This is a genomic window from Flavobacterium xanthum, from assembly GCF_900142695.1.
Classification (GTDB): Bacteria; Bacteroidota; Bacteroidia; order Flavobacteriales; family Flavobacteriaceae; genus Flavobacterium; species Flavobacterium xanthum.
Map to the genome: position 1 here is coordinate 50,041 of NZ_FRBU01000017.1, position 20,930 is coordinate 70,970.

Annotated in this window: 19 protein-coding genes; 6 read left to right on the top strand and 13 right to left on the bottom strand. The window is 34.1% G+C overall.

All coding sequences use genetic code 11. From position 1 onward, the window contains the following. Window positions 1-105: 105 nt before the first annotated feature. The 5 genes from arsB to BUC11_RS08875 form a co-directional block, all read right to left on the bottom strand. Entirely contained in the window at window positions 106-1,179 is a 1,074-nt protein-coding gene (gene arsB, locus BUC11_RS08855; RefSeq protein ID WP_073353420.1) for an ACR3 family arsenite efflux transporter, read from the bottom strand. Between the two features lies 1 nt (window position 1,180). After that, entirely contained in the window at window positions 1,181-1,813 is a 633-nt protein-coding gene (locus BUC11_RS08860) for an arsenate-mycothiol transferase ArsC (protein ID WP_175547741.1), read from the bottom strand. Window positions 1,814-1,829: 16 nt separating this feature from the next. Continuing rightward, entirely contained in the window at window positions 1,830-2,300 is a 471-nt protein-coding gene (locus tag BUC11_RS08865; RefSeq protein ID WP_073353422.1) for a DUF6428 family protein, read from the bottom strand. Window positions 2,301-2,318: 18 nt separating this feature from the next. Then, window positions 2,319-2,651 (bottom strand): ArsR/SmtB family transcription factor, encoded by a 333-nt coding sequence (locus BUC11_RS08870; protein WP_073353423.1) that lies wholly within the window; start codon window positions 2,649-2,651, stop codon window positions 2,319-2,321. 263 nt (window positions 2,652-2,914) lie between these two features. Further along, window positions 2,915-3,967, bottom strand: a complete 1,053-nt coding sequence (locus BUC11_RS08875) for a zinc-dependent alcohol dehydrogenase family protein (RefSeq protein WP_231379846.1) — start codon at window positions 3,965-3,967, stop codon at window positions 2,915-2,917. Window positions 3,968-4,394: 427 nt separating this feature from the next. On the opposite strand from BUC11_RS08875, the gene BUC11_RS08880 reads away from it, so the two are divergent. The 3 genes from BUC11_RS08880 (at window position 4,395) to BUC11_RS08890 (ending at window position 6,750) form a co-directional block, all read left to right on the top strand. Next, window positions 4,395-4,760, top strand: coding sequence for a hypothetical protein (locus tag BUC11_RS08880; RefSeq protein ID WP_073353425.1), 366 nt, complete (start codon window positions 4,395-4,397; stop codon window positions 4,758-4,760). 35 nt (window positions 4,761-4,795) lie between these two features. Continuing rightward, window positions 4,796-5,356, top strand: coding sequence for a DNA polymerase ligase N-terminal domain-containing protein (locus BUC11_RS08885; RefSeq protein WP_073353426.1), 561 nt, complete (start codon window positions 4,796-4,798; stop codon window positions 5,354-5,356). A gap of 485 nt (window positions 5,357-5,841) precedes the next feature. Continuing rightward, complete coding sequence (locus BUC11_RS08890; protein ID WP_073353429.1) at window positions 5,842-6,750, top strand: SH3 domain-containing protein; 909 nt, start codon at window positions 5,842-5,844, stop codon at window positions 6,748-6,750. An 85-nt stretch (window positions 6,751-6,835) separates the two neighbouring features. Here the strand turns inward: BUC11_RS08890 and BUC11_RS08895 are convergent, their stop codons facing one another. The 5 genes from BUC11_RS08895 to thrA all read right to left on the bottom strand — a co-directional run bounded on the left by BUC11_RS08895 (window position 6,836) and on the right by thrA (window position 13,863). Next, complete coding sequence (locus BUC11_RS08895; RefSeq protein WP_073353430.1) at window positions 6,836-8,260, bottom strand: hypothetical protein; 1,425 nt, start codon at window positions 8,258-8,260, stop codon at window positions 6,836-6,838. Between the two features lie 371 nt (window positions 8,261-8,631). After that, window positions 8,632-8,754, bottom strand: a complete 123-nt coding sequence (locus BUC11_RS17275) for a hypothetical protein (protein WP_255546279.1) — start codon at window positions 8,752-8,754, stop codon at window positions 8,632-8,634. A 230-nt stretch (window positions 8,755-8,984) separates the two neighbouring features. Further along, window positions 8,985-10,277 (bottom strand): threonine synthase, encoded by a 1,293-nt coding sequence (gene thrC, locus BUC11_RS08900; RefSeq protein WP_073353432.1) that lies wholly within the window; start codon window positions 10,275-10,277, stop codon window positions 8,985-8,987. Window positions 10,278-10,404: 127 nt separating this feature from the next. Continuing rightward, window positions 10,405-11,331, bottom strand: a complete 927-nt coding sequence (locus BUC11_RS08905) for a homoserine kinase (RefSeq protein ID WP_073353434.1) — start codon at window positions 11,329-11,331, stop codon at window positions 10,405-10,407. An 84-nt stretch (window positions 11,332-11,415) separates the two neighbouring features. Continuing rightward, window positions 11,416-13,863 carry a bifunctional aspartate kinase/homoserine dehydrogenase I gene (gene thrA, locus BUC11_RS08910; protein ID WP_073353436.1) on the bottom strand — a complete coding sequence of 816 codons (2,448 nt, stop codon included), beginning with the start codon at window positions 13,861-13,863 and terminating at the stop codon, window positions 11,416-11,418. A 726-nt stretch (window positions 13,864-14,589) separates the two neighbouring features. Here thrA and hutH point away from each other — a divergent pair. The 3 genes from hutH to BUC11_RS08925 are packed head-to-tail and all read left to right on the top strand — an operon-like array spanning window position 14,590 to window position 18,112. Further along, window positions 14,590-16,104 carry a histidine ammonia-lyase gene (gene hutH / locus BUC11_RS08915; protein ID WP_073353439.1) on the top strand — a complete coding sequence of 505 codons (1,515 nt, stop codon included), beginning with the start codon at window positions 14,590-14,592 and terminating at the stop codon, window positions 16,102-16,104. A 49-nt stretch (window positions 16,105-16,153) separates the two neighbouring features. Beyond that, the gene (locus BUC11_RS08920; protein WP_066078630.1) at window positions 16,154-16,798 is read left to right on the top strand and encodes a DUF47 domain-containing protein; all 645 of its coding nucleotides are present in this window, start codon (window positions 16,154-16,156) and stop codon (window positions 16,796-16,798) included. A gap of 30 nt (window positions 16,799-16,828) precedes the next feature. Next, the gene (locus BUC11_RS08925) at window positions 16,829-18,112 is read left to right on the top strand and encodes an inorganic phosphate transporter (protein ID WP_073353440.1); all 1,284 of its coding nucleotides are present in this window, start codon (window positions 16,829-16,831) and stop codon (window positions 18,110-18,112) included. Between the two features lie 106 nt (window positions 18,113-18,218). Here the strand turns inward: BUC11_RS08925 and BUC11_RS08930 are convergent, their stop codons facing one another. The 3 genes from BUC11_RS08930 to rimK all read right to left on the bottom strand — a co-directional run bounded on the left by BUC11_RS08930 (window position 18,219) and on the right by rimK (window position 20,863). Further along, window positions 18,219-18,611: an OsmC family protein gene (locus BUC11_RS08930; RefSeq protein WP_073353442.1), complete on the bottom strand. Its 393-nt coding sequence runs from the start codon at window positions 18,609-18,611 to the stop codon at window positions 18,219-18,221. A 281-nt stretch (window positions 18,612-18,892) separates the two neighbouring features. Then, a complete protein-coding gene (locus BUC11_RS08935) occupies window positions 18,893-19,399 on the bottom strand; it encodes a DUF421 domain-containing protein (protein ID WP_073353443.1) in 507 nt (168 codons plus the stop codon). Between the two features lie 81 nt (window positions 19,400-19,480). Continuing rightward, complete coding sequence (rimK, locus tag BUC11_RS08940; protein ID WP_073353444.1) at window positions 19,481-20,863, bottom strand: 30S ribosomal protein S6--L-glutamate ligase; 1,383 nt, start codon at window positions 20,861-20,863, stop codon at window positions 19,481-19,483. Window positions 20,864-20,930: the final 67 nt, after the last annotated feature.

Genomic DNA, 20,930 nt, shown 5'->3' on the forward strand with positions numbered 1-20,930 from the left:
ATTGTATGTTGTTTTGGTTTTTTCGCGTCAAAGAAGCTTCACTATTAATATCGTCCAATAGGAGAATCTGGGACACACCTTAAGAACTATAAATTGTTCATACAATTAGGGATTTTCAGTTTTTGTGACTACTACTGGTTTTGAATAATATTTATTTTTCAACCAAAAAGAGACATTCACTAAAATTATCAATGCAGGAACTTCTACCAAAGGTCCAATAACACCCGCAAATGCCTGGCCACTATTGATTCCGAAAACCCCTATGGAAACAGCAATTGCTAATTCGAAATTATTTCCAGATGCGGTAAAGGAAAGCGCTACAGCGTCTCTATAATTTGCTCCAATCTTTTTTGAAACAAAGAACATCAGGAAAAACATAATGGTAAAGAAAATGACAAGTGGAATCGCAATTCGAAACACATCCATAGGCAAATCAACTATCATTTCCCCTTTTAAACTAAACATAACTACAATTGTAAAAAGTAAAGCGATCAATGTAAGTGGCGATACAAAAGGAATAAATTTTTGATTGAACCATTTGTCACCAATGAACTTCTTGATGGTGTAGCGACTAATTACCGCTAATGCAAATGGAATTCCTAAATAAATCCCAACCGTTATCGCAATCTCAGCTATAGAAATGTTCAATTCTAAACCTTTTATTCCAAATAATGGCAACATGATTTCCAAATAGAAATAAGCATATAAACTAAAAAAGAATACTTGCAGTAAACTATTTATTCCAATTAAACCGGCTGTTAATTCTCTATTTCCTTCGGCTAATTCGTTCCATACAATTACCATAGCTATGCACGGCGCAATTCCTATTATAATTAAACCTGTCATATATTCAGGATAATCTTTCAAGAAGAAGGTTGCTAATAAAAACATTAAAAAAGGACCTACAATCCACGTAATTAAAAAAGAGGCTGTCAATAATTTTGGTTTGTCAAGAATTAATGGAATTTTTGAGAAATCAATTTTGGTCAATGGTGGATACATCATTACAATTAGTCCAATTGCTAAAGGTATATTAGTGGTTCCGCTGGAGAAGGAATTGATAAAGTCATCGCTTGAAGGAATAAAATAACCAATGGAAACGCCAATTATCATGGCTATGAAAATCCAAAGGGTAAGGTACTTATCTAGAAAGTTTAATCTTTTTTTATGTAATGCCATTTTATAATTTTATTTGGGAGAATACATAGCACATTTCTGTTGCAATTTGTAAACTGCGCTCTTTGTATTTTTGCTGTTGTTGTGGCGTGTTATCAAAAACTTTCGGGTCTTCAAATGTGATAGGAATCCTTTCTTCTGCACCAGCAATAAAAGGGCATCCGCCATCCGCTTGAGAGCAAGTTAATAATGCTGCAAATTCACTTTTTGGATTAAAATCATCGTCATAGGTTTTAGAAAAACCAATAATTGGAGGTTCATTCTTTCCAAATTTTATGGTGTAAATTGGGTTATTTCCTTCAGAAATAGTATTAATTTGAAATCCAGATTGCTTTAATGTTGTGGCAATCATAGGGGATAATGCAGTAGATTCTGTACCACCGGAATAACAAAAAACATTTTTAATATTGAAATACCCCGCGGCCGTCTGTGCCCAAATTTGGGACAAATGACTTCTTCTGGAATTGTGCGTACAAATAAAGTTTAGCCTTATTTCTTGCTCTTTGGAAACTTTATTTTGGATAAAATCAAGAAGTGGTTGTAAAATAATCTTACGTTCTGAAGATATATTTTCGTAATCAAAAGCACGGATTACTTGTTCAATTTCTGAAAAGAAGATGGTTTTAATTGGGCTCATTTTATAGTTTTAAGAATTAGCAACAGCCTCCACCTGGCGTGCAGCTATTCGTTTGAGTTGGGATTGCAGACAATTTTACTTTTTGTTTATCAGCAGGAATGCCACATTGGTCTTCAGCCAAACAAGCGGTTTGTTTGTTGATTAAAGTAAAGTCCGTTCCGTTGAAACCCAAGTCGTATTTACCAATTGTTTCTCCTTGAAATTCCACTTCAACTTCATGATCTTCAATTCCTAAAATTTTTTCAGACAATTCAATGATATCCAATAATTTTTTTGGTTTAAGTCGGTGATCAAAATCATTGGCATCCCACAACTGGAAATTCACAACGTTCTCTTTTCGAACTTTTCCGCCGCAATCAATGAAGTTTCTGGTACTTAAGCCTACTTCCGTTACGTGAAAATGTTCTGGAACATAGGTTCCGTTTGGTAATATAAAAGCAACGTTTTCTAACGCGTTCAATTCTTTTTTAATTTCTGATAGTTTCATTTTTTTATAATTTAAAAATTAGCAACATTGGTCTTTCCTGTTTTCTAAATAGGTATTGATAAGGGTAAAAAAACTTTTTATTTTCTCAAACCCTTCTTCGTTCAAGCAATAACAAATTGAAGCCCCTTCGAAATTTCCTTTGATTAACCCGGCATTTTTTAGTTCCTTCAAATGTTGCGAAACAGTAGGTTGTGCTAAAGGCAATTCGTTTACAAGTTCTCCACAGATGCAACTATCAACTTTTATAAGATGTTCAATTATGGCAATACGAGCAGGATGACCTAATGCTTTGGCAAGTACAGCCAGTTCGTTTTGCTCCTCCGTAAAATGTTCTGTTTTAGTTACTCCCATCGTAATATATTTATATTGCAATATTACGATTAATTAGGTAACAACGATTACTTTTGGTGTTAAATTAGCATTAAGTTTTGAGGGTTTAGTGGTTTTATTATTTTGTAATTATAAAATGAAAAGTACCGCAAAGGAGATGGAGTATGGAGAATCCCTCTCGATTGCATTACTTTTCACTTATTCATTAGGGATAGAATAAATCTTATAATTGCTACCCATCAGAGCATGATAACAAAAAAAATAATTTAAATTTTTACTCGTTTTTACGGTTCAATAATTACTTTCATTGCTTTCTCTTTCCCTGCATTGCCAAATACTTCATACGCTTCTAGGACCTCTTTCAATTTAAAATGATGAGTTATCAGTTTAGAAGGTTCTAATTTACCGGAGGAAACTGTTTTTAAAAGCATTGGAGTAGTATTGGTGTTTACTAATCCCATTGTTATCGTGATGTTTTGGATCCATAAATCCTGAATTTGCAGTTCTACTGGCTTTCCATGCACTCCGATATTGGCAATGTGTCCACCGGGGCGAACAATTTTTTGGCATATATCAAAGGTAGCTGGCGCTCCAACGGCTTCAATAGCCACATCTACACCATCTTTTGTTTCTGATTGAATTCTTTTTGTGACATCTTCTTTGGTAGAATTAATGGTATGCGTAGCGCCAAATTTTTTAGCCATTTCCAAACGATTTTCATCGATGTCGATCATATAGATTTTTGCCGGAGAGTAGAACTGAGCTGTCAGTAAGGCTGACATTCCTATAGGACCGGCTCCTACAATCGCAATGGTGTCTCCTGGTTTTACTCCGCCATTAATCACACCAATTTCATGTCCTGTAGGTAAAATGTCACTCAGCATTACCAGCGCTTCTTCATCAGATCCGTCTGGTATCAGATAGAGGCTGTTATCAGCATGTGGAATCCGAACGTATTCTGCCTGTGTGCCATTAATAAGATGCCCTAAAATCCAACCGCCGTCCTCACAATGAGCGTACATTTGTTTTTTACAATATTCGCAACTGCCATCTGATGTGATACAGGAGATTATGACATGGTCTCCTTTTTTAAAATTCCGGACAGAAGTACCAATTTCTTCTATTACACCAACTCCCTCATGACCTAATGTAGTTCCCGGTTTCACCGATGGAGTTTTTCCGTGTAATATACCTAAGTCTGTACCACAAATAGTCGTTTTAAGTATTTTTACCACTGCATCAGTGCTTTTTTCAATTTTAGGAAATGGCACCTCTTTTAATTCAATCTTACCTGGTCCATCATATACAAGTGCTTTCATTGTTTTAGTCTGTTTCATTTTCATTTTTTATTAAAGGTTATAGTTCCAAATCATTTTTAAATTAATCGTAAGGCTTTAAATTTTCAATTCGTTCACTATTAAAATTTATTTAGTTGTCAATCGACAATAAATATAATTAGCTATAAATCAATAATTAATAAATCTAAAGGTCGCTAATTAATACTGCTTATTATATGATATAAGTCATTAAATGAAGATTAAAGCAAATGTTTCAAAATTATGTAGCGTCTTTCTTTTTTCGAAATGATAAAGGAATGGGCTAATGATTCTGTCCTCATTTTTTTTGGAATTAATGTTAATTTAATAAATCTAGGGAGGATTTGTCTCTTGTTTTTGTTAGGAATTGCTACTTTTAGAGTTAAATAAAATACACTTTTGAACAAAAATGAGTAACTTAGTAATCAATAATTAAATAAATAGTCTAATGGAAAATCAAAATGATAAATCAGAGTCAAATGCAGCTAAGTCAGAAAAATTAGATAAAAACAAAGTACCAGATTCCCTTTTGTATCCACCAAGTGAAGATATTTACAATAAATTTCACAAGGAAAGCGATATTAATCCAGAGGATATTTCTAAAAAGAAAATACCTGTTGAAATTAATAATGTTACGGATTTTAATGAAAAAGATTTTGAGGATGATAAGACTGGAGCCGACTTGGATATACCCGGTTCAGAATTAGATGATGAACAAGAGAAAATAGGGAGTGAGGATGAAGAAAATAACCATTATAGTATTGGTGGCGACAATCATAATGATTTAGAAGAGAACACAGGGGATAAGATTTAATCTTGCATTTTTAAACAAACTAGAATCCTAGTGCAATGACTTTACATGAATACAATCAAAAGCGCAATTTTGCATCCACCGCTGAGCCAGAAGGTAAAATAAAAAAATCAGTGGCGGAAATGATTTTTGTTGTTCAAAAACATGCTGCATCTCACTTGCATTATGATTTTAGGTTAGAAAGTGAAGGAGTTTTAAAAAGTTGGGCGATACCTAAAGGTCCATCAATGAATCCTGCCCATAAAAGACTAGCTATACAGGTGGAAGATCATCCTTATGATTATCGTAATTTTGAAGGAATCATTCCTGAAGGTAATTACGGTGCGGGTAACGTTATAGTTTGGGATAATGGAACTTATATTCTAGTTGACGATGAAAATTATGGGAATCTAAATGCCTATTTGCAAAAAGGCCAGGTCCGATTTATAATAGAGGGCAAAAAACTGAAAGGGGAATTCGTATTAGTGAAATTGAAAGCTAAAAAAGAGAATTTGTGGCTTCTGATAAAAGCAAAAGATGAATATGCAACTGAGGAAGACGTTTTGTTGCAGGATCAATCCGTGATTGCTAATACTACAATAGACAGTTTGAAAAGTTAATTGGCAATAAAAACAAGTGATGTGTTTCCTTTCATAAATAAGAAGTTATTTAGCAACGATTGGACTTTTATTTTAATTTGGAACTACCATTTTTTTTCCTAAAAGTAAGAAATGGTAAGTAGTCAATAAATTAGTAAAACAGCAAAGAAGAAAGAGGGCATGGCAAACTAAAAATTTCTAAGATTAATAACAATGTTCATTTTGACAAAGCAGACGAGATTACAGCATAATAATTTCTTGTTAATAGAAATTAAATCGACGAGGTTGTTGAAAATGTATTAAAAAAAAGAAGTACCAAAAAGCATCAATTTTGGCTTGGAGGAAAAAAGGAAGATCTTGTATTAGGCTGAGGTAAATATGCCAGTAATTTTTGCAATTGGATTTTTTATTAAAAATATGGTAAAATAGTAGTTTCTATTGATGCTTTCTTGGTTGTTTTTAGTATTTTGCGATTTAATTATTTTTAGATAATAAACTAGATTAATATGAAATATAGAGTAGCAACTTCGTCATTAAATCTTAGGGATTTTCCTTCGGCGAATGATAATTCTAAAATTTTAACACAAATCCCTTTTAGACATACTGTTAAATTAATTGAGAAAACGACCTCAGATTGGTGGAAGGTAAAGCTTTTGAATACTGACAAAGAAGGTTTTGTGTTTTCGCAAGATATTGAACATGTAGATGAAACGACAGATGAAATTGCAGATATCGAAGTGCCTAATTTTGAACCAGGTTCTAAAGGAAGTCTGGACAACAAATTAGAAACCTACAAGCCGCTTGGTGATCCAGCTATTCCTTTCAGAGACTTAACTAGTGTTGCATCCAAGCTATCTTCCATTCGAAAAATAATAGAAACGCTCGATGTCTCAAAAAATTACAGATATGAAAAAGATGATTCTGATACCTACTGTAATATCTACACCTTTGATTATTGCTTTTTTGCCAAAGTCTATATTCCCAGACTAAGATGGACGGATACAGCAATAGAAGCGCTTGAAAACGGAAACGAAGTGCCCTTAGTTTTTGGAGAAACAGTGAGGCCTTTTTATTCTAATTATATTTATGACTGGTTTTTGCAATCGGCTAATGCTTTTGGTTGGGAAAGAGTCAGTGATGTTGATGTACTCCAAAAGAAAGTCAATGCTAATGGAGGTGTAGGTGTCATTTGTGCTAAACGATTCATATTAAATAAGTCAGGGCACGTTGTAGTGGTTGTTCCAGAAACCGAAACTGAAAAGGCATTTCGGTTAGAGGGCAAGGTCATTTATCCGCTGCAATCTCAAGCAGGAATGGATAATTATAATTATTTTTCAGAAGTTAGAAAGGATTGGTGGGATAGTAAAGATCCTGAAAAAGGATATTCATCTGCTATCTTTTACTATCATGATTAAGTAGCAAATGCATTTTAAATAAAAAAGACTTCTGTACTCTAGTGGTGCAGAAGTCTTTTTTGTAATATTTAATTTCTATTAACCTTTATACTGCTACTGCAATTTTAGTGATTAGCAAGGAACTACAAAAACCATTTTCATAATATCTATCATGTAAACTAGCATATATTTGACTATAGATTGCGATAGGATCATTAGATTCTATTGTTATAGACAATATGTTTTCTAAAAGGGAAATAAGGTTTGCTGGGACTGCCGTTTCTTTTCCATGAACAATAGATTCATAGACAAAGTTATTCCATTCTAAATCGCAAATCGGATTTTCGATTTCGTTTAATATGGCATGATCCATAATGAAAATCAGAAAATTTAAAACTTCCTTGAGGTGTTTTTCATTAAAATAATCAAATATTCGAAACTCAATACCGTGATTTTTGTGTTTGTGAAAATTTACATCAAGTCCAATTTTATCGATTTTCTCATAATCTGATATTTCAGAATAGCGATTCACCCACCACAACGGATTATCGTGCATTGGATGCGCATCAAAATCCATTTGGACTATTTTTCCAGTTTTCATAACATTAGTGTCATACGTTCCAATCCCTATATACCTTGACATAGCACAACGTTGTGATGCCTTGGTTAAGTTAACGCTACTGTCATTATGGGATAAAAAGTCAGAGGATCCAAATTTGATCATAAACAACGGACTCAACCATTGAAATAACCGAATCGTACGCTGATGTTTTTTGATAAAATCTACTTTGTCTTTAATTTCACCTTCCTTATTTAACTCTGTTGGAATCGTTAAATTAAAATGATAGGTCATGTTATTGAAAACAGAATAATTTTCATTATTAGAAACAAATATGGCAAAAGGATGATTTTCCGAGCAGATTTTTATGTTGCCAAATTGCGAAAATATATTTTCTTTTAGTAATAGTTGTTGCAAGTTTACTGTAAATTCTTGCTTTATATTTGCTAGTTCCGCAATGACAGTATCGATATCTTTTTTGTAAAAATCCTGCGTTACAAATTCAATGGTGTCACCATCAAAAATGAATTTTTTTTGATGTTCGTCAATGAAATAGTTATTGTGTTTTTGTAATATTTCAAAAATACTTTCCCCAATGTATTCTGGGTTTGGCTCATTGTCTATGGGATCTAAAACTTTATGTTGATTGTTTACATCTGTTTTTGTAAACGAATGGGAGTTCATTAAAACAGGGATTGCATACTCTTTGTCTGTTAATATTTTAAGTAGCGAATTTTCGAATACGTTTTCTTTATAATTTTTAAAATGGTTGACGCTATATTTTTCACGTATGCCATTTGTTAATAAGAAATTTTTGTCAACGATACGTTGATTATCAAATTCTAAATAACATTCATTTTCGATGCCTACTCCCCAGTAAAAATCATTGGATTGATACTGGTTCCTATATTCTTTATGCTTATCTAATACCTCAATTTCAAAACTAACTTCATTCATGTTTTGATCTGTCATAAACTTCTTCGTGTTTTTTAAAAATTTGTTAATATAAGGGTAACTAATTTGTGCGGTAGTGATGCTTGAGGTAATGCATAAATCCGAAGATTTTTGTTTCTAACAAGAGCAAACCAGTATTAAATAGCTGCCAATTTTGCTTTATGAAAACTAAGCTTTTTATTACCAGGTTGAAACCTAAATTGGGTTGCTCAATTTGATTGCAAAAGTAGATAAAATTAATGGCTTTATCAATAGGTCTATTTAATTTATTTTTCTAGTAAATTTAGTATTTAGGATCTGTTCTAAATTTTTAATTTGTAGCGGTTTAGCACGTTCATTTTTAGGTAAAATGGGCGCGGAAGTTATTTGCTGAAATCGTTTTATCTCAATTAATTTTCTGCAGTTGTACCATCATCATTTTGAAAGAAAAACAGTAAAGAAATAGGCAACCATTCAGCAGTTGCATTAGGAGTACAATTTTTTCGGTTTTTCAAGACCAGTTCTCCCGCCATGCGCTATATCTTTTGCGCCGAAAAGTCGGCACAAAAGGATGCCGCTACTGTCGGGTCTAAATAACATTTCTTGCTTGTCAGCAGATTCCTGGCCTAAAAATTTAATAGGCCAAAATGTGTTTTAAAAACAAATTTAAAGGGTTGAGAAACTTTAGATCAATTTATTATTTTAAAAAAAATCGGCGGAGTGAAATGTATAACCGGTTTCATAATGGGGAATCAAGATTGCATTATGATGCTAAAAACGTTTTCAAATCCTCATACGCGCTAATTTTTGTACTGACTTTTTCTTTATTCATCACACTTTCAATTTGTGCAGGAATGGGTAGTTTTACATTTAAAATAGGTTCAACCACATCCAAAAATTTAATTGGATGAGCAGTTTCTAAGAAAATTCCAATCGCATTGGGATAGTTTTTCATTTCTTTCTTTAGCCCTAAATAGCCCACGGCTCCGTGCGGTTCAGCTATATAGCCATCGATTTCGAAAATAGTTTTCATGGCTATTTTGGTTTCTTCATCAGTAAACGTATAAGATGAAAAATCTTTTTTAAATAGCTCTAAATCATTTTGATACATTTCTTGAATGCGAATAAAGTTACTTGGATTTCCTACGTCCATCGCATTAGAAATCGTAGCTATAGAAGGGTTCGGATCGAAAACACCGTTTTCTAAAAACCTTGGAACTGTATCATTTATATTAGTCGAGGCCACAAAATGTTGAATAGGTAAGCCCAATTTTTTAGCAATAATCCCAGCGCAAATATTCCCGAAATTCCCACTTGGACAAGAAAAAACCAATTCCTTTTTTTGTTTTTTTAAAGCTTTGTAAGCAAAGAAAAAATAAAACATTTGTGGCAACCAACGCGCGATATTAATCGAATTTGCCGAAGTTAGGTTTTTGTGTTTCAGACTTTCGTCCAAGAACGCTTTTTTGACCATATCCTGACAATCATCAAAAACGCCATCGACTTCTAGCGCTTTTATATTTTGACCTAAAGTTGTTAATTGTTTTTCCTGAATGTCGCTTACTTTTCCAGAAGGATACAAAATTACCACCTCGACGCCTGCAACGCCTAAAAAACCACTGGCAACAGCTCCTCCTGTATCTCCGGAAGTTGCCACGAGAACGGTATTTTTACTGTCTTTTTTGTCTTTGTTAAAGTAGGCCAAACAACGAGACATGAATCTCGCACCTACGTCTTTGAAAGCCATTGTTGGTCCATGAAATAGTTCAAGAGAATAGATTCCTTTTTCAACTGCTACTAAAGGGAAATCAAAACACAAGGTTTCGTCAATAATTTCTTTGAGAATGGCTGTAGGGATTTCATCGCCCACAAATTGTTGAATCGCATGAAAAGCAATTTCTTCGTTGCTTAAATTCTCGATGTTATCAAAAAAATCTTGTGGTATAGGAGTAATTGTTTCAGGAAAATACAACCCTTTATCAGTTGCTAATCCTTGTATTACTGCTTCTTTGAAAGAAACTTTGGGTGCGTTATGGTTTAAACTGTAATATTTCATTTGTTTAGTAATTGTGGAATCCCTACCATAACCCTCACCAAAGGAAAGGGAGACAAAACTGGATTCAGAATGTGTTGTTGTAATTTTTAAATCAATAATTTTATTCCTTTTATTTCCCTTTCGGAGTTTAGGTGGCTATTATTTTCATCCCTTCGTCATTCACTTTTGAAACGTGAATTTCATACGGTAAATTCATTTCGTCATAAACAGCGCTCATGGCTTTTGCAATTTTGTCTGCGGTTTCTTTTCCTTTGCTTAAAGCAAAAATAGAAGGACCTGAACCCGAAATTCCAGAACCTAAAGCTCCGTTTTCTAAAGCAGTTTGCTTGATTAAATCAAATCCGGGAATCAAAACACTTCGCAACGGTTCTGCTATTTCATCATGCAACGAACGCCCGATTAAGTCATAATCTTTAGTGTACAATCCAGCAATTAGTCCACCTACATTTCCCCATTGCGTGATGGCACTTTTCAAGGAAACGGTTTGCTTTAACACCGAACGTGCATCAGATGTTTTTAACTCAATTTGAGGATGAACCACCGTAGCATACAATTCAGATGGGCTTTTTATTTTGATAATATCCAATGGATTTGAACTTCTCACTAACGTAAAACCACCCAAAAGGGCAGGAGCAACGTTATCGGCATGGGCATTTCCACTGGCTAATTTTTCGCCTTGCATCGCAAATAAAACCAATTCTTTTCGTGTGAATGGTCGTCCCAGTAATTCGTTGATTCCAAAAACAGCTCCCGCTGAACTTGCAGCACTGCTTCCAATTCCGCTACCAGCTTTGATGTTTTTATAGATTTCTATTTCGAATCCAAATTCGGTTTCAATAGTTTCTAGCATTGCGAGAGCAGATACTCCAGCCACATTTTTTTCGGTTTCCAAAGGCAAGTCGGCACCCACAATTTTAGTGATGCGAATCCCTTTCACATCTGATTTCCGAATAATCATTTCATCGCCAGCAGTTTCTAAACACAGTCCAAGTACATCAAATCCACAGGAAAGATTAGCGATTGTAGCAGGGCAAAATATTTTTATTTCATTCATGATTTTTTGTTTCAGGTTTAAAGTTTAAAGTTGTAGCCAGTTCTTGAACTTGAAACTTTAAACAAAGAAAACTATAAACTATTTTTATACGTTTCCAATTCTAATCACATCAGCAAATATTCCAGAGGCGGTTACTGCCGCTCCGGCACCGGCACCTTTTATCAATAAAGGCTGGTCTACATAACGGTCTGTAAAAAATAATACGATATTGTCTTTTCCTTCCAAATTGTAAAAAGGATGATCTTTTGGAATAAAACGCAACCCAACATTTGCTTTTCCATTTTCAAATTGTGCCACGTATTTCAAGCGAGATTCCTTGCTTAATGCTTCTTTGTAAATAGCTTCAAAATGAGAAGCGTGTGCTTCTAAAGATTCGAAAAACGCTTCATTTGAAGTGGTATCCAAACATTCTGCAGGCATAAACGATTCGTTTGTAATTTCCTCAATTTCCATTTTATATCCACTTTCCCGAATCAAGATTAATATCTTTCTGGCTACATCAATTCCACTCAAATCTATTTTAGGATCTGGCTCTGTAAATCCTTGTACGCCAGCTTCTTTAACGACATTATGAAAAGTGTTGTTTTCGTCAAAATTATTAAAGATAAAGTTTAGACTTCCTGATAAAACGGCTTGAATTTTATTGACTTCATCGCCCGAAGCAACTAGATTTTTTACGGTATCAATAATTGGCAATCCTGCTCCCACATTCGTTTCAAAAAGAAAAGGAGCATTGAATTGTTGCGATAATTTCTTTAGTTTTTTGTAATTATCGTACTCGGAGGCACAAGCAATTTTGTTGCAGGTTACTACTGCAATATTTCTTTTTAAGAACTGTTCGTAGGTTTTAGATACGCTTTCATTTGCTGTTATATCCACAAAAATACTATTGCGTAAATTGAGTTGTTTTACATTAGAAATAAACTGTTCTTTATCCGCAGGTTCTCCGGTTTCTAATAAAAATTGCCATTCCTTTAGAGAAATTCCATCTTCATCAAAATACATTTTTCGGGAATTGGACAATGCAATAACGCGCATATTTATTTTCAGACTTTCTCTTAAGAATTTCTTTTGTTGGTGAATTTGCTCGATGAATTTCTCTCCCACATTTCCAACGCCCATTACAAATAGGTTTAACTGTTTGGTGTTTTCTTCGAAAAAGTTTTCGTGCAGCGTATTTAGCGCTTTTTTTACATCTCTTTCATTGATTACAGCCGAAATATTTCTTTCGGAAGCTCCTTGTGCAATCGCTCGAATATTGACATTATTTTTACCTAAAGTGCTAAACATTCTTCCGCTTAACCCTTGATGATTTTTCATATTTTCGCCTACCAAAGCAATAATGCAAAGGTTTTTCTCAACAATACAAGGTTCTATTTTATTTTGTGAAATTTCCACCTCAAACGCTTTGTTGATAACCTCTTCCGCCACATCAGCATCCGAATTTAGAATTCCGATACAAATAGAATGTTCCGAAGAGGCTTGAGTGATGAAAATTACATTGATATTTTTATTAGACAATACTTCAAAAAGCCTTTTGGAAGAGCCGGAAACACCAATCATTCCGGAGCCTTCTAGTGTAATTAATGTGATTGCATCAATATGTGTAATTCCTTTTACGGGATTGGATTGCGCAAAAACCTGATTGGAAATATAAGTTCCTTCAGCTGCTGGTTCAAAGGTATTTTTGATCAGAATAGGAATATTCTTTGTCAAAACGGGTTGAATTGTTGGCGGATATAAAACTTTGGCACCAAAATGAGACAATTCCATCGCTTCCTGATAGGAGATGAAGGCAATAGGTTGTGCTTGTTTTACAATTTTTGGATTGGCAGTAAACATACCGTTTACATCAGTCCAGATTTCTAAATCAGTGGCATGCAATGCACCGGCTACTATTGCCGCTGTGTAATCCGATCCACCGCGACCTAATGTAGTATTGATTCCGTCTAATGAAGCTGCAATAAATCCCGGCATCACCACTACCTGATTTTCATTGGAAGTAAAAAAATCAGCAATCAATTGATTTGATACTTCAAAATTTACGGCTGCTTTCCCAAAATGATTGTTGGTTTTGATTAGTTCTCGGCTGTCCTTATAACTGCTATTTTTTAGGTTTTGTTTTAATGCTTCAGCTATAATATAGGAAGAAAGCAATTCTCCAAAACTCAAAATAGTATCTGAAGTTCGTGGTGATAATTCACCTAAAAGAAAGCAACCATCCAGTAAGGTTTCAAGATGATTAACAATCCTTTTGATGTGACTCAAAAGACTGCTTTGTTCGGATACTGGAATAAGTTCTTTTAAAGCATCTAAATGTTTTTTCTCAATATCGGCAAGAATCTCTTTAAAACTTTCGTCACCAGCAGCAGCTTTTTTAGAAGCCAGTTGCAATAAATCAGTCACTTTGCTAAAGGCAGAAACGACCACGATTAATTTTTCGTCTTTTGCTTTGTTGCTAATAATATCTAAAACTAGTTTTATGTTTTGTGCATTGGCAACCGAAGTTCCGCCAAATTTTAATACTTTCATACGAAGTTTATATTTGTTTTTTAATGTAAAAAGGTACCGTCATTTGTAAAATTAACTGACTATTGAGTTACCACGATACGAATGTGTGTGTTGTGTTGTGTCTTGAAAAATCCAACTGTTTAGTATACGCCCAATAACTTTCTATCTTCCGAAAAAAAAGATATAACAATAGGATTATATGTAGTTTGTTTACCCCAATGGGGTAGTTGTTGTAGTAAACGTAACAGCAGTTGCAACCCGAATTTGAGTTGTTATCGAAGCGCGATATGTAGGTCTGTTATTTGTCATTTTTATATTCCAAAAGTACAATTTTTTATAAAAATGGATGTCTTTTAGTGTGTTTTTACGAATAATTGAAAATTCCAAGTCCTATTTGGCGATACTATATTTTTGTTTGTGTAATATCGTTCCTAGCAGAGCTATTCGTATAAATTTCCTGATTTTCTAACTCCTATACTTTGTTTGAATAAATCATATGATGCCGATAAAGTATTCAATTCCGCCTTATTGCGATTGTAAATGCTTAAAATTCGGTTAGATTTAGTACGAGCCGGAGTATAGTATTAAGGATACAATAAAATAGGAATAGTAATTAACGAACTATTTGTAATTATAGGAATGAAATTTAGTATTTGGATTTGTTTACCGATACTTTTTAAATTATCATCAATATATGTTGTGTATTTATAAAGATTTAGTCAATTTTACCATTTAAACAGGATCAAAATGGACAATACACATTACATTAGTAATGAATTACTTAGCCTCGAAATATTAAGCGAAATTGTTTCGCATTATAAAGCTTTGGCTTTGTCTGATGAAGCAAAAATTAATATTCAAAAATGTAGGGACTATTTAGACAAAAAAATGGCTTCCCATTCGGAACCTATTTATGGAATAAATACGGGTTTTGGATCACTCTGTAATGTCAAAATATCTAATGAAAATCTATCAAAACTACAGGAAAACTTGGTAAAATCGCATGCTTGCGGTACGGGTGAGGAAGTGCCATCCCAGATTGTAAAGCTGATGCTATTGCTTAAAATCCAATCGTTGAGTTATGGTCACTCTGGAATACAATTGCAAACCGTCGAGCGGTTAATTGAATTTTATAATAATGATATTCTGCCTGTAATATACACACAAGGTTCGCTTGGTGCCTCCGGAGATCTAGCTCCTTTAGCGCATTTATCACTGCCTTTATTGGGCGAAGGGGATGTGTATTATGAAGGTAAAAGGGTGCATTCCAGTGTCGTTATGAAACATTTTAATTGGGAGCCAATTGTGCTACAATCCAAAGAAGGGTTGGCTTTGCTAAACGGAACTCAATTTATGAGTGCTTATGGAGCGCATATTTTGATGAAAGTAAGTAAATTTTCATATTTGGCCGATTTGATAGGAACCATTTCTCTGGAAGCTTTTGATGGAAGAATTGAACCTTTTCATGAGTTGATCCACTTTATCAGGCCGCATAAAGGACAAATCGTAACTGCAAACCGCATAAAAGGTTTTCTAGATGGAAGTGAAATTATTGAACAGGCAAAAATGCACGTTCAAGATCCGTATTCTTTTAGATGTATGCCACAAGTTCACGGTGCCTCAAAAGATGCTTTTGAATATGTAAAAAAAGTTTTCAAAACTGAAATCAATTCGGTGACGGATAATCCTAATATCTTTATTGAAAGTGATCAAATCATATCTGGCGGCAATTTTCATGGACAACCTTTGGCTTTAGCCTTAGATTTTATGGCAATCGCTTTGGCAGAATTGGGTAGTATATCGGAACGTAGAACGTATCAATTGATATCAGGGTCTAGAAATCTTCCCGCATTTTTGGTCGACAACCCGGGATTAAATTCGGGTTTAATGATTCCTCAATACACAGCAGCCAGTATTGCAAGTCAAAACAAGCAATTGGCGACTCCAGCGAGTATCGATAGTATTGTTTCTAGTAACGGACAAGAGGATCATGTAAGCATGGGTGCCAATGCAGCAACAAAAGCTTTGCGAGTTTTGGATAATGTGGAGCGGATTTTAGCAATTGAATTAATGAATGCTTCTCAAGCTATTGAATATAGGAGGCCATTAAAATCTAGTGATTTTATTGAGATGTTTTTAAATGCCTATCGCGAAGAAGTTCCATTAATAAAAGAAGACCGAATTTTGCACTATGATATCGAAAAGACGGTTTCATTTTTAAATACTTTTCAAATGGAAAATGATTTGTTAATGTTAGCTTAACATTAGCCGTTAATAATGAAGTAATTTTGCCGAACTAAATTTTAATGTAATGAACATAAATAATTTTTTCCAATTTTTGGTTCCTAAGGACAAAAAGTTTTTTCCACTTTTTGAAGAAGCATCTAGTAATCTAATAGAAATTGCTACAAATTTACACGAAGCTGTTAATCTTCCTTTAAAAGAGCGTGAAGTTCTTTTTCAAAAAATTGATGCTTTAGAACAAAAAGGAGAAGATATAACGCGTCAAACCAGTTTAGAATTAAGTAGAAATTTTATTACTCCTTTTGACAGAGAAGATATCCATTCGTTGATTACATCAATTGACAATGTAGCCGATAACCTTCATGGTGCCGCAAGTAGAATGAGGTTGTATCAAGTAGATAAAATTACAAAATCAATTAGAAAACTAACAGAAATCAATCTTGAGGCATGTCAAAATATTGATGTTGCGGTTAGAGAATTAAGAGATCTGAAAAAAATTAAAAATATCACGGACGCCTGCGTTAGAATCAACAAGTTAGAAAATAAATCAGATAATGTTTATGATAAAGCAGTGCTTGATTTGTTCGAAAATGAAACGGATGCCAAAAACATTATCAAGTATAAAGAAGTACTGTCAGTTTTAGAAACTGCTGCTGATAAATGCAAAAGTGTAGCGAGTGTTTTAGAATCAATTTCTGTAAAACATTCTTAATTCAATCCGTTTTATTCTGAAATTATAATTATGGAATTTACTCTACTGATAGTTATTATTGTGTTGGCTTTAATCTTTGATTACATCAATGGTTTTCATGATGCAGCCAATGCGATAGCAACGGTTGTTGCCACAAAAGTATTAACCCCTTTTCAAGCGGTAGTTTGGGCAGCTTTTTTTAACTTTTTAGCCTATTGGGTATTTGGCTTTGGTGTAGCTGATACCGTTGCGAAAACAGCCAATACCATGGATATCAACTTGGTGGTTATTCTAGCTGGTGTTATTGCGGCAATTATTTGGAATTTATTTACGTGGTGGCAAGGAATTCCATCGAGTTCTTCTCATACTTTAATTGGGGGTTTTGCAGGAGCTGCAATTGCTCATGCAGGATTTGGAGTTGTTTCTTGGTATAAAGTAGGGAAGGATGGAGGAATGCCTTCAGGAGTTTTAATCATCGTTGCTTTTATCATATTGGCACCGTTATTAGGGGCTTTAATATCTTATCTAATATCAATCTGGTTGTTAAATGCTTCTAAGAAAAGTATTTATCCTAAAATTTTCACCGCTTCTTTAATGATTTTGACGATTTGGTTTGTAGAAAGTCAAATGATTTACTTTGACGAAATTACAAAACCTCGATTTGATTCCCATTTTTGGAGTGTCGCTTTTGAAGCACACAATATCAAATGGTTTTTAGTAGCATTTATTGTACTTGCAATAAGCTCTTTTTGTTTGATATTTAGTAGTTTAAATTTAAATCAAGCTACGTCTTGGTTGAAAAAAATGCAATTGCTATCCTCTGCAGCGTTTAGTTTAGGACATGGTGGAAATGATTCACAAAAGGTGATGGGTATTATTGCGGCAGCGGTTGCTGTTTACATCAACACTAGTGGCGTTGCGCAAGCATCTTTACCTGCTTGGTTAGATGTAGTTTTGCCCAATGATGAAGGTACATTTAGAATGCCCGCTTGGATTCCATTAGCTTGTTATTCTGCAATTGCAGCAGGAACTTTAAGCGGTGGTTGGAAAATTGTAAAAACGATGGGGTCTAAAATAACTAAAGTGACTTCTTTTGAAGGTGTTGCAGCAGAAACTGCTGGAGCATTGACATTGTATTTTACAGAGCATTTTAAAGTTCCTGTAAGTACAACACATACAATCACAGGATCAATCATTGGAGTGGGACTTACTAAAAGAGTCTCTGCGGTGCGTTGGGGTATGACGGTAAGTTTGCTGTGGGCTTGGGTTTTAACGATTCCTATATCAGCTATTTTAGCAGCTATCATCTATTATATTTTCAGTATTTTTATCTAATATAGAGTCAAATCAATATAAAAAAAACCATTCGGAGATCCCGAATGGTTTTTTTTTGCTAAAATTGTTTTTTTAATTTTGTTCAAAGATTTAATTTATGTCCTTTCTATTTTAAGATGGTGCTTATTTCTATGGTATTACTCAAAATTTTATGCATCGGACATTTATTAGCAATGTTTAATAATCGTGCAATTTGGTCATTATCTAAATCGCCAAACAGTTGAATATCCCGTATTATTTTTGTTTTGTTTTCTATTGGGTCAGTATCAAGAGTAACTTCAACTTTGACATCAGTTAATTTCCATCCTTTTCGATTGGCATAAATGCGTAAAGTGATGCATGTGCAGGCTGCTAAAGAGGAAGCGAGCAATTCATTTGGCGCAAAGCCTAAACCCATTCCACCAGCACTTTCAGGTTCATCGGAGATCATTGTATGCGTAGCCGAATTTATTTCTGTTTTGTAGAGCTCTGCACCAATGTGTGCCGTTACTTTATCCATGATTTTTATTGTTTATTAAATTGATTAGATTAACGATGGAAACTTTGACTGTATTAAAAATAGTATTCTTTTATTTTTATCAGGAGATTGCTTAAATACACGAATAAAATAATTTTGGAACAACTTAAATCTTAGGTGGGTTGTTTTCTAATATCAAGAATAGTTTTTAATAATTTTTTTTATAAAATTACCTTCGCTTTGTCATGGACCTAATTTACAACTTTAACAGTGCAGAATTAAATTCAATAGGAAGGTTTTTACAGTATTGGTTTGTTTCATATTCAGCTTAAGCTTTTGTGAATGTGTTTCCGCTTATGATACGTTTGTTTCAGATTTTGATTTCCAGAAATGATACTTATATTACCATCAATTTCTAGCATAGCCAGCTTTACATCTTTAAAATATTCGATTCCATGTTCGCGCATTGCTTCTTTTAATTCATCAGAAGTAATGTTTAATTTGCTTAAAGATTTAAAATCCAAATGGCCATCATGTATTAGAATTTCTGGCTTTTCTTGCATGAAATCGCTGAATTTTGGGAATTTATACATCAATTTTTTTAAAGTAAAATTAATGCTAAATAGAACGGAAGCTGCGGCTAAACCTCCTAATAAACTAGTATCGTTTCCAACCATTGCATTTTGGACGGAGTTGCTGATTAGCAAGATTAATATAACGTCGGCAGTATTGAGCTGTGATAATTCTTTCTTGCCAAAAAGTCGCAATGCAATAACCATAAAAAAATAAACGGCACTACTTCTAAGAATTATAGCAAGATACTCGTTCATTTTTTTTAGGTTTTGTGCATTTGTTCCAGTTACTTTTGTATGCTTAAATAGTTCTTAAGCAGTACCATGCGAAAAATTCTGTTATTTAAGATCTACTTTTTGTTTGAAATTTTTTTCAATGGCCTTGATCATTTCCCCAGCAATATCTTTGTTTGTAGCTCCTTCGATTCCTTCTAGTCCCGGTGATGAATTTACTTCTAGTAATAATGGTCCTTTTGCGGAACGAATAATATCTACGCCTGCTACTTTTAAGTCCATTGCTTTTGTTGCTTTGATGGCAATCCGTTTTTCCTCTGCGGTTACTTTTATCACGGATGCAGTTCCTCCTAAATGAATGTTCGCTCTGAATTCACCCGGCATCGCTTCCCGTTGAATGGCGGCAACCACTTTCCCATCTATTACAAAACAACGAATGTCTTTTCCGTTTGCTTCTTTGATGAATTCCTGAACTAATATGTTAGCATTTAGGCTTTTGAAGGCGTTAATAACACTTTCTGCAGCTTTTTTTGTTTCGGCGAGAACTACTCCTTTACCTTGTGTTCCCTCTAGTAATTTTACAATTAAAGGAGAACCTCCTACCATTTTTATCAAATCATCGGTATCCAAAGGGGAATTAGCAAAACCAGTCGTTGGGATTTCTACTCCATGATTTAGCAATAATTGTAACGAATACAATTTATCGCGCGACTGTGTAATAGCGTTCGACGAATTCAAGCAATAAACTTTTAATGCCTCAAATTGTCGGGTTAGTGCGCAACCATAAAAGGTTATACTGGGTCTGATTCTTGGAATAATGGCGTCAAATTGATTTAATATTTTTCCGCCACGGTAATGAATTTCTGGTGTTTTTGCATCCAGTTTCATATAGCATTCTTTAATATTCAGAAAGTGCATTTCGTGTCCACGCATTTCACCAGCTTCCATAATACGCTTGTTGCTGTACAATTCAGGATTACTCGCTAAAAGTCCGATGCGCAAACCAGAGCTTGCTTTTTCAGAGTTTTTATAAAGTTCTTTAAGACTGTCTGATGTAGGTTGACCCAAAAGATATTTTTGTTCCGGATCAACTAAAACTCTTCCACTCATGGCTTCCCGCCCTAGAAGCATTCTGAATCCCATGGAATCTCGATTGGTCAGCGTCATTTCGATAGGCCATTGTGAGGTTCCAATCTGTAAATTAGTCTGTATTACATAACGTTGCTCTCGAAAACCACTAGAACTTTTTACAATTCGTTTGTCAATTAATGGTGCTTCACAATGAATGACCGTTTTTAGATTATTTTGTATGGGATTGATGTCAAATTTTACCCAATTACTTTCATTTTTAATAAACGGAGCGATGTTTATAGCATGTAATGCTGATGTTTTTGCACCTGAATCCACCCGAGCTTTTATAGTGGGAATTCCTAATTCTGGAAAAGAGCACCACTCTTCACTCCCTAAAATAACTTTATTATCTGACATAAATTAATTTGTTTTGACCTATTTTATATAATTCAAATGTAAATATTTGTTTTCAAAAAACGGGTAT

Bases quoted from the DNA above. Each gene is read 5' to 3' on its own strand.
- arsB (WP_073353420.1), bottom strand. From the start codon at position 1,179: ATGGCATTACATAAAAAAAGATTAAACTTTCTAGATAAGTACCTTACC.
- BUC11_RS08860 (WP_175547741.1), bottom strand. From the start codon at position 1,813: ATGAGCCCAATTAAAACCATCTTCTTTTCAGAAATTGAACAAGTAATC.
- BUC11_RS08865 (WP_073353422.1), bottom strand. From the start codon at position 2,300: ATGAAACTATCAGAAATTAAAAAAGAATTGAACGCGTTAGAAAACGTT.
- BUC11_RS08870 (WP_073353423.1), bottom strand. From the start codon at position 2,651: ATGGGAGTAACTAAAACAGAACATTTTACGGAGGAGCAAAACGAACTG.
- BUC11_RS08875 (WP_231379846.1), bottom strand. From the start codon at position 3,967: ATGAAACAGACTAAAACAATGAAAGCACTTGTATATGATGGACCAGGT.
- BUC11_RS08880 (WP_073353425.1), top strand. From the start codon at position 4,395: ATGGAAAATCAAAATGATAAATCAGAGTCAAATGCAGCTAAGTCAGAA.
- BUC11_RS08885 (WP_073353426.1), top strand. From the start codon at position 4,796: ATGACTTTACATGAATACAATCAAAAGCGCAATTTTGCATCCACCGCT.
- BUC11_RS08890 (WP_073353429.1), top strand. From the start codon at position 5,842: ATGAAATATAGAGTAGCAACTTCGTCATTAAATCTTAGGGATTTTCCT.
- BUC11_RS08895 (WP_073353430.1), bottom strand. From the start codon at position 8,260: ATGACAGATCAAAACATGAATGAAGTTAGTTTTGAAATTGAGGTATTA.
- BUC11_RS17275 (WP_255546279.1), bottom strand. From the start codon at position 8,754: ATGGCGGGAGAACTGGTCTTGAAAAACCGAAAAAATTGTACTCCTAAT.
- thrC (WP_073353432.1), bottom strand. From the start codon at position 10,277: ATGAAATATTACAGTTTAAACCATAACGCACCCAAAGTTTCTTTCAAA.
- BUC11_RS08905 (WP_073353434.1), bottom strand. From the start codon at position 11,331: ATGAATGAAATAAAAATATTTTGCCCTGCTACAATCGCTAATCTTTCC.
- thrA (WP_073353436.1), bottom strand. From the start codon at position 13,863: ATGAAAGTATTAAAATTTGGCGGAACTTCGGTTGCCAATGCACAAAAC.
- hutH (WP_073353439.1), top strand. From the start codon at position 14,590: ATGGACAATACACATTACATTAGTAATGAATTACTTAGCCTCGAAATA.
- BUC11_RS08920 (WP_066078630.1), top strand. From the start codon at position 16,154: ATGAACATAAATAATTTTTTCCAATTTTTGGTTCCTAAGGACAAAAAG.
- BUC11_RS08925 (WP_073353440.1), top strand. From the start codon at position 16,829: ATGGAATTTACTCTACTGATAGTTATTATTGTGTTGGCTTTAATCTTT.
- BUC11_RS08930 (WP_073353442.1), bottom strand. From the start codon at position 18,611: ATGGATAAAGTAACGGCACACATTGGTGCAGAGCTCTACAAAACAGAA.
- BUC11_RS08935 (WP_073353443.1), bottom strand. From the start codon at position 19,399: ATGAACGAGTATCTTGCTATAATTCTTAGAAGTAGTGCCGTTTATTTT.
- rimK (WP_073353444.1), bottom strand. From the start codon at position 20,863: ATGTCAGATAATAAAGTTATTTTAGGGAGTGAAGAGTGGTGCTCTTTT.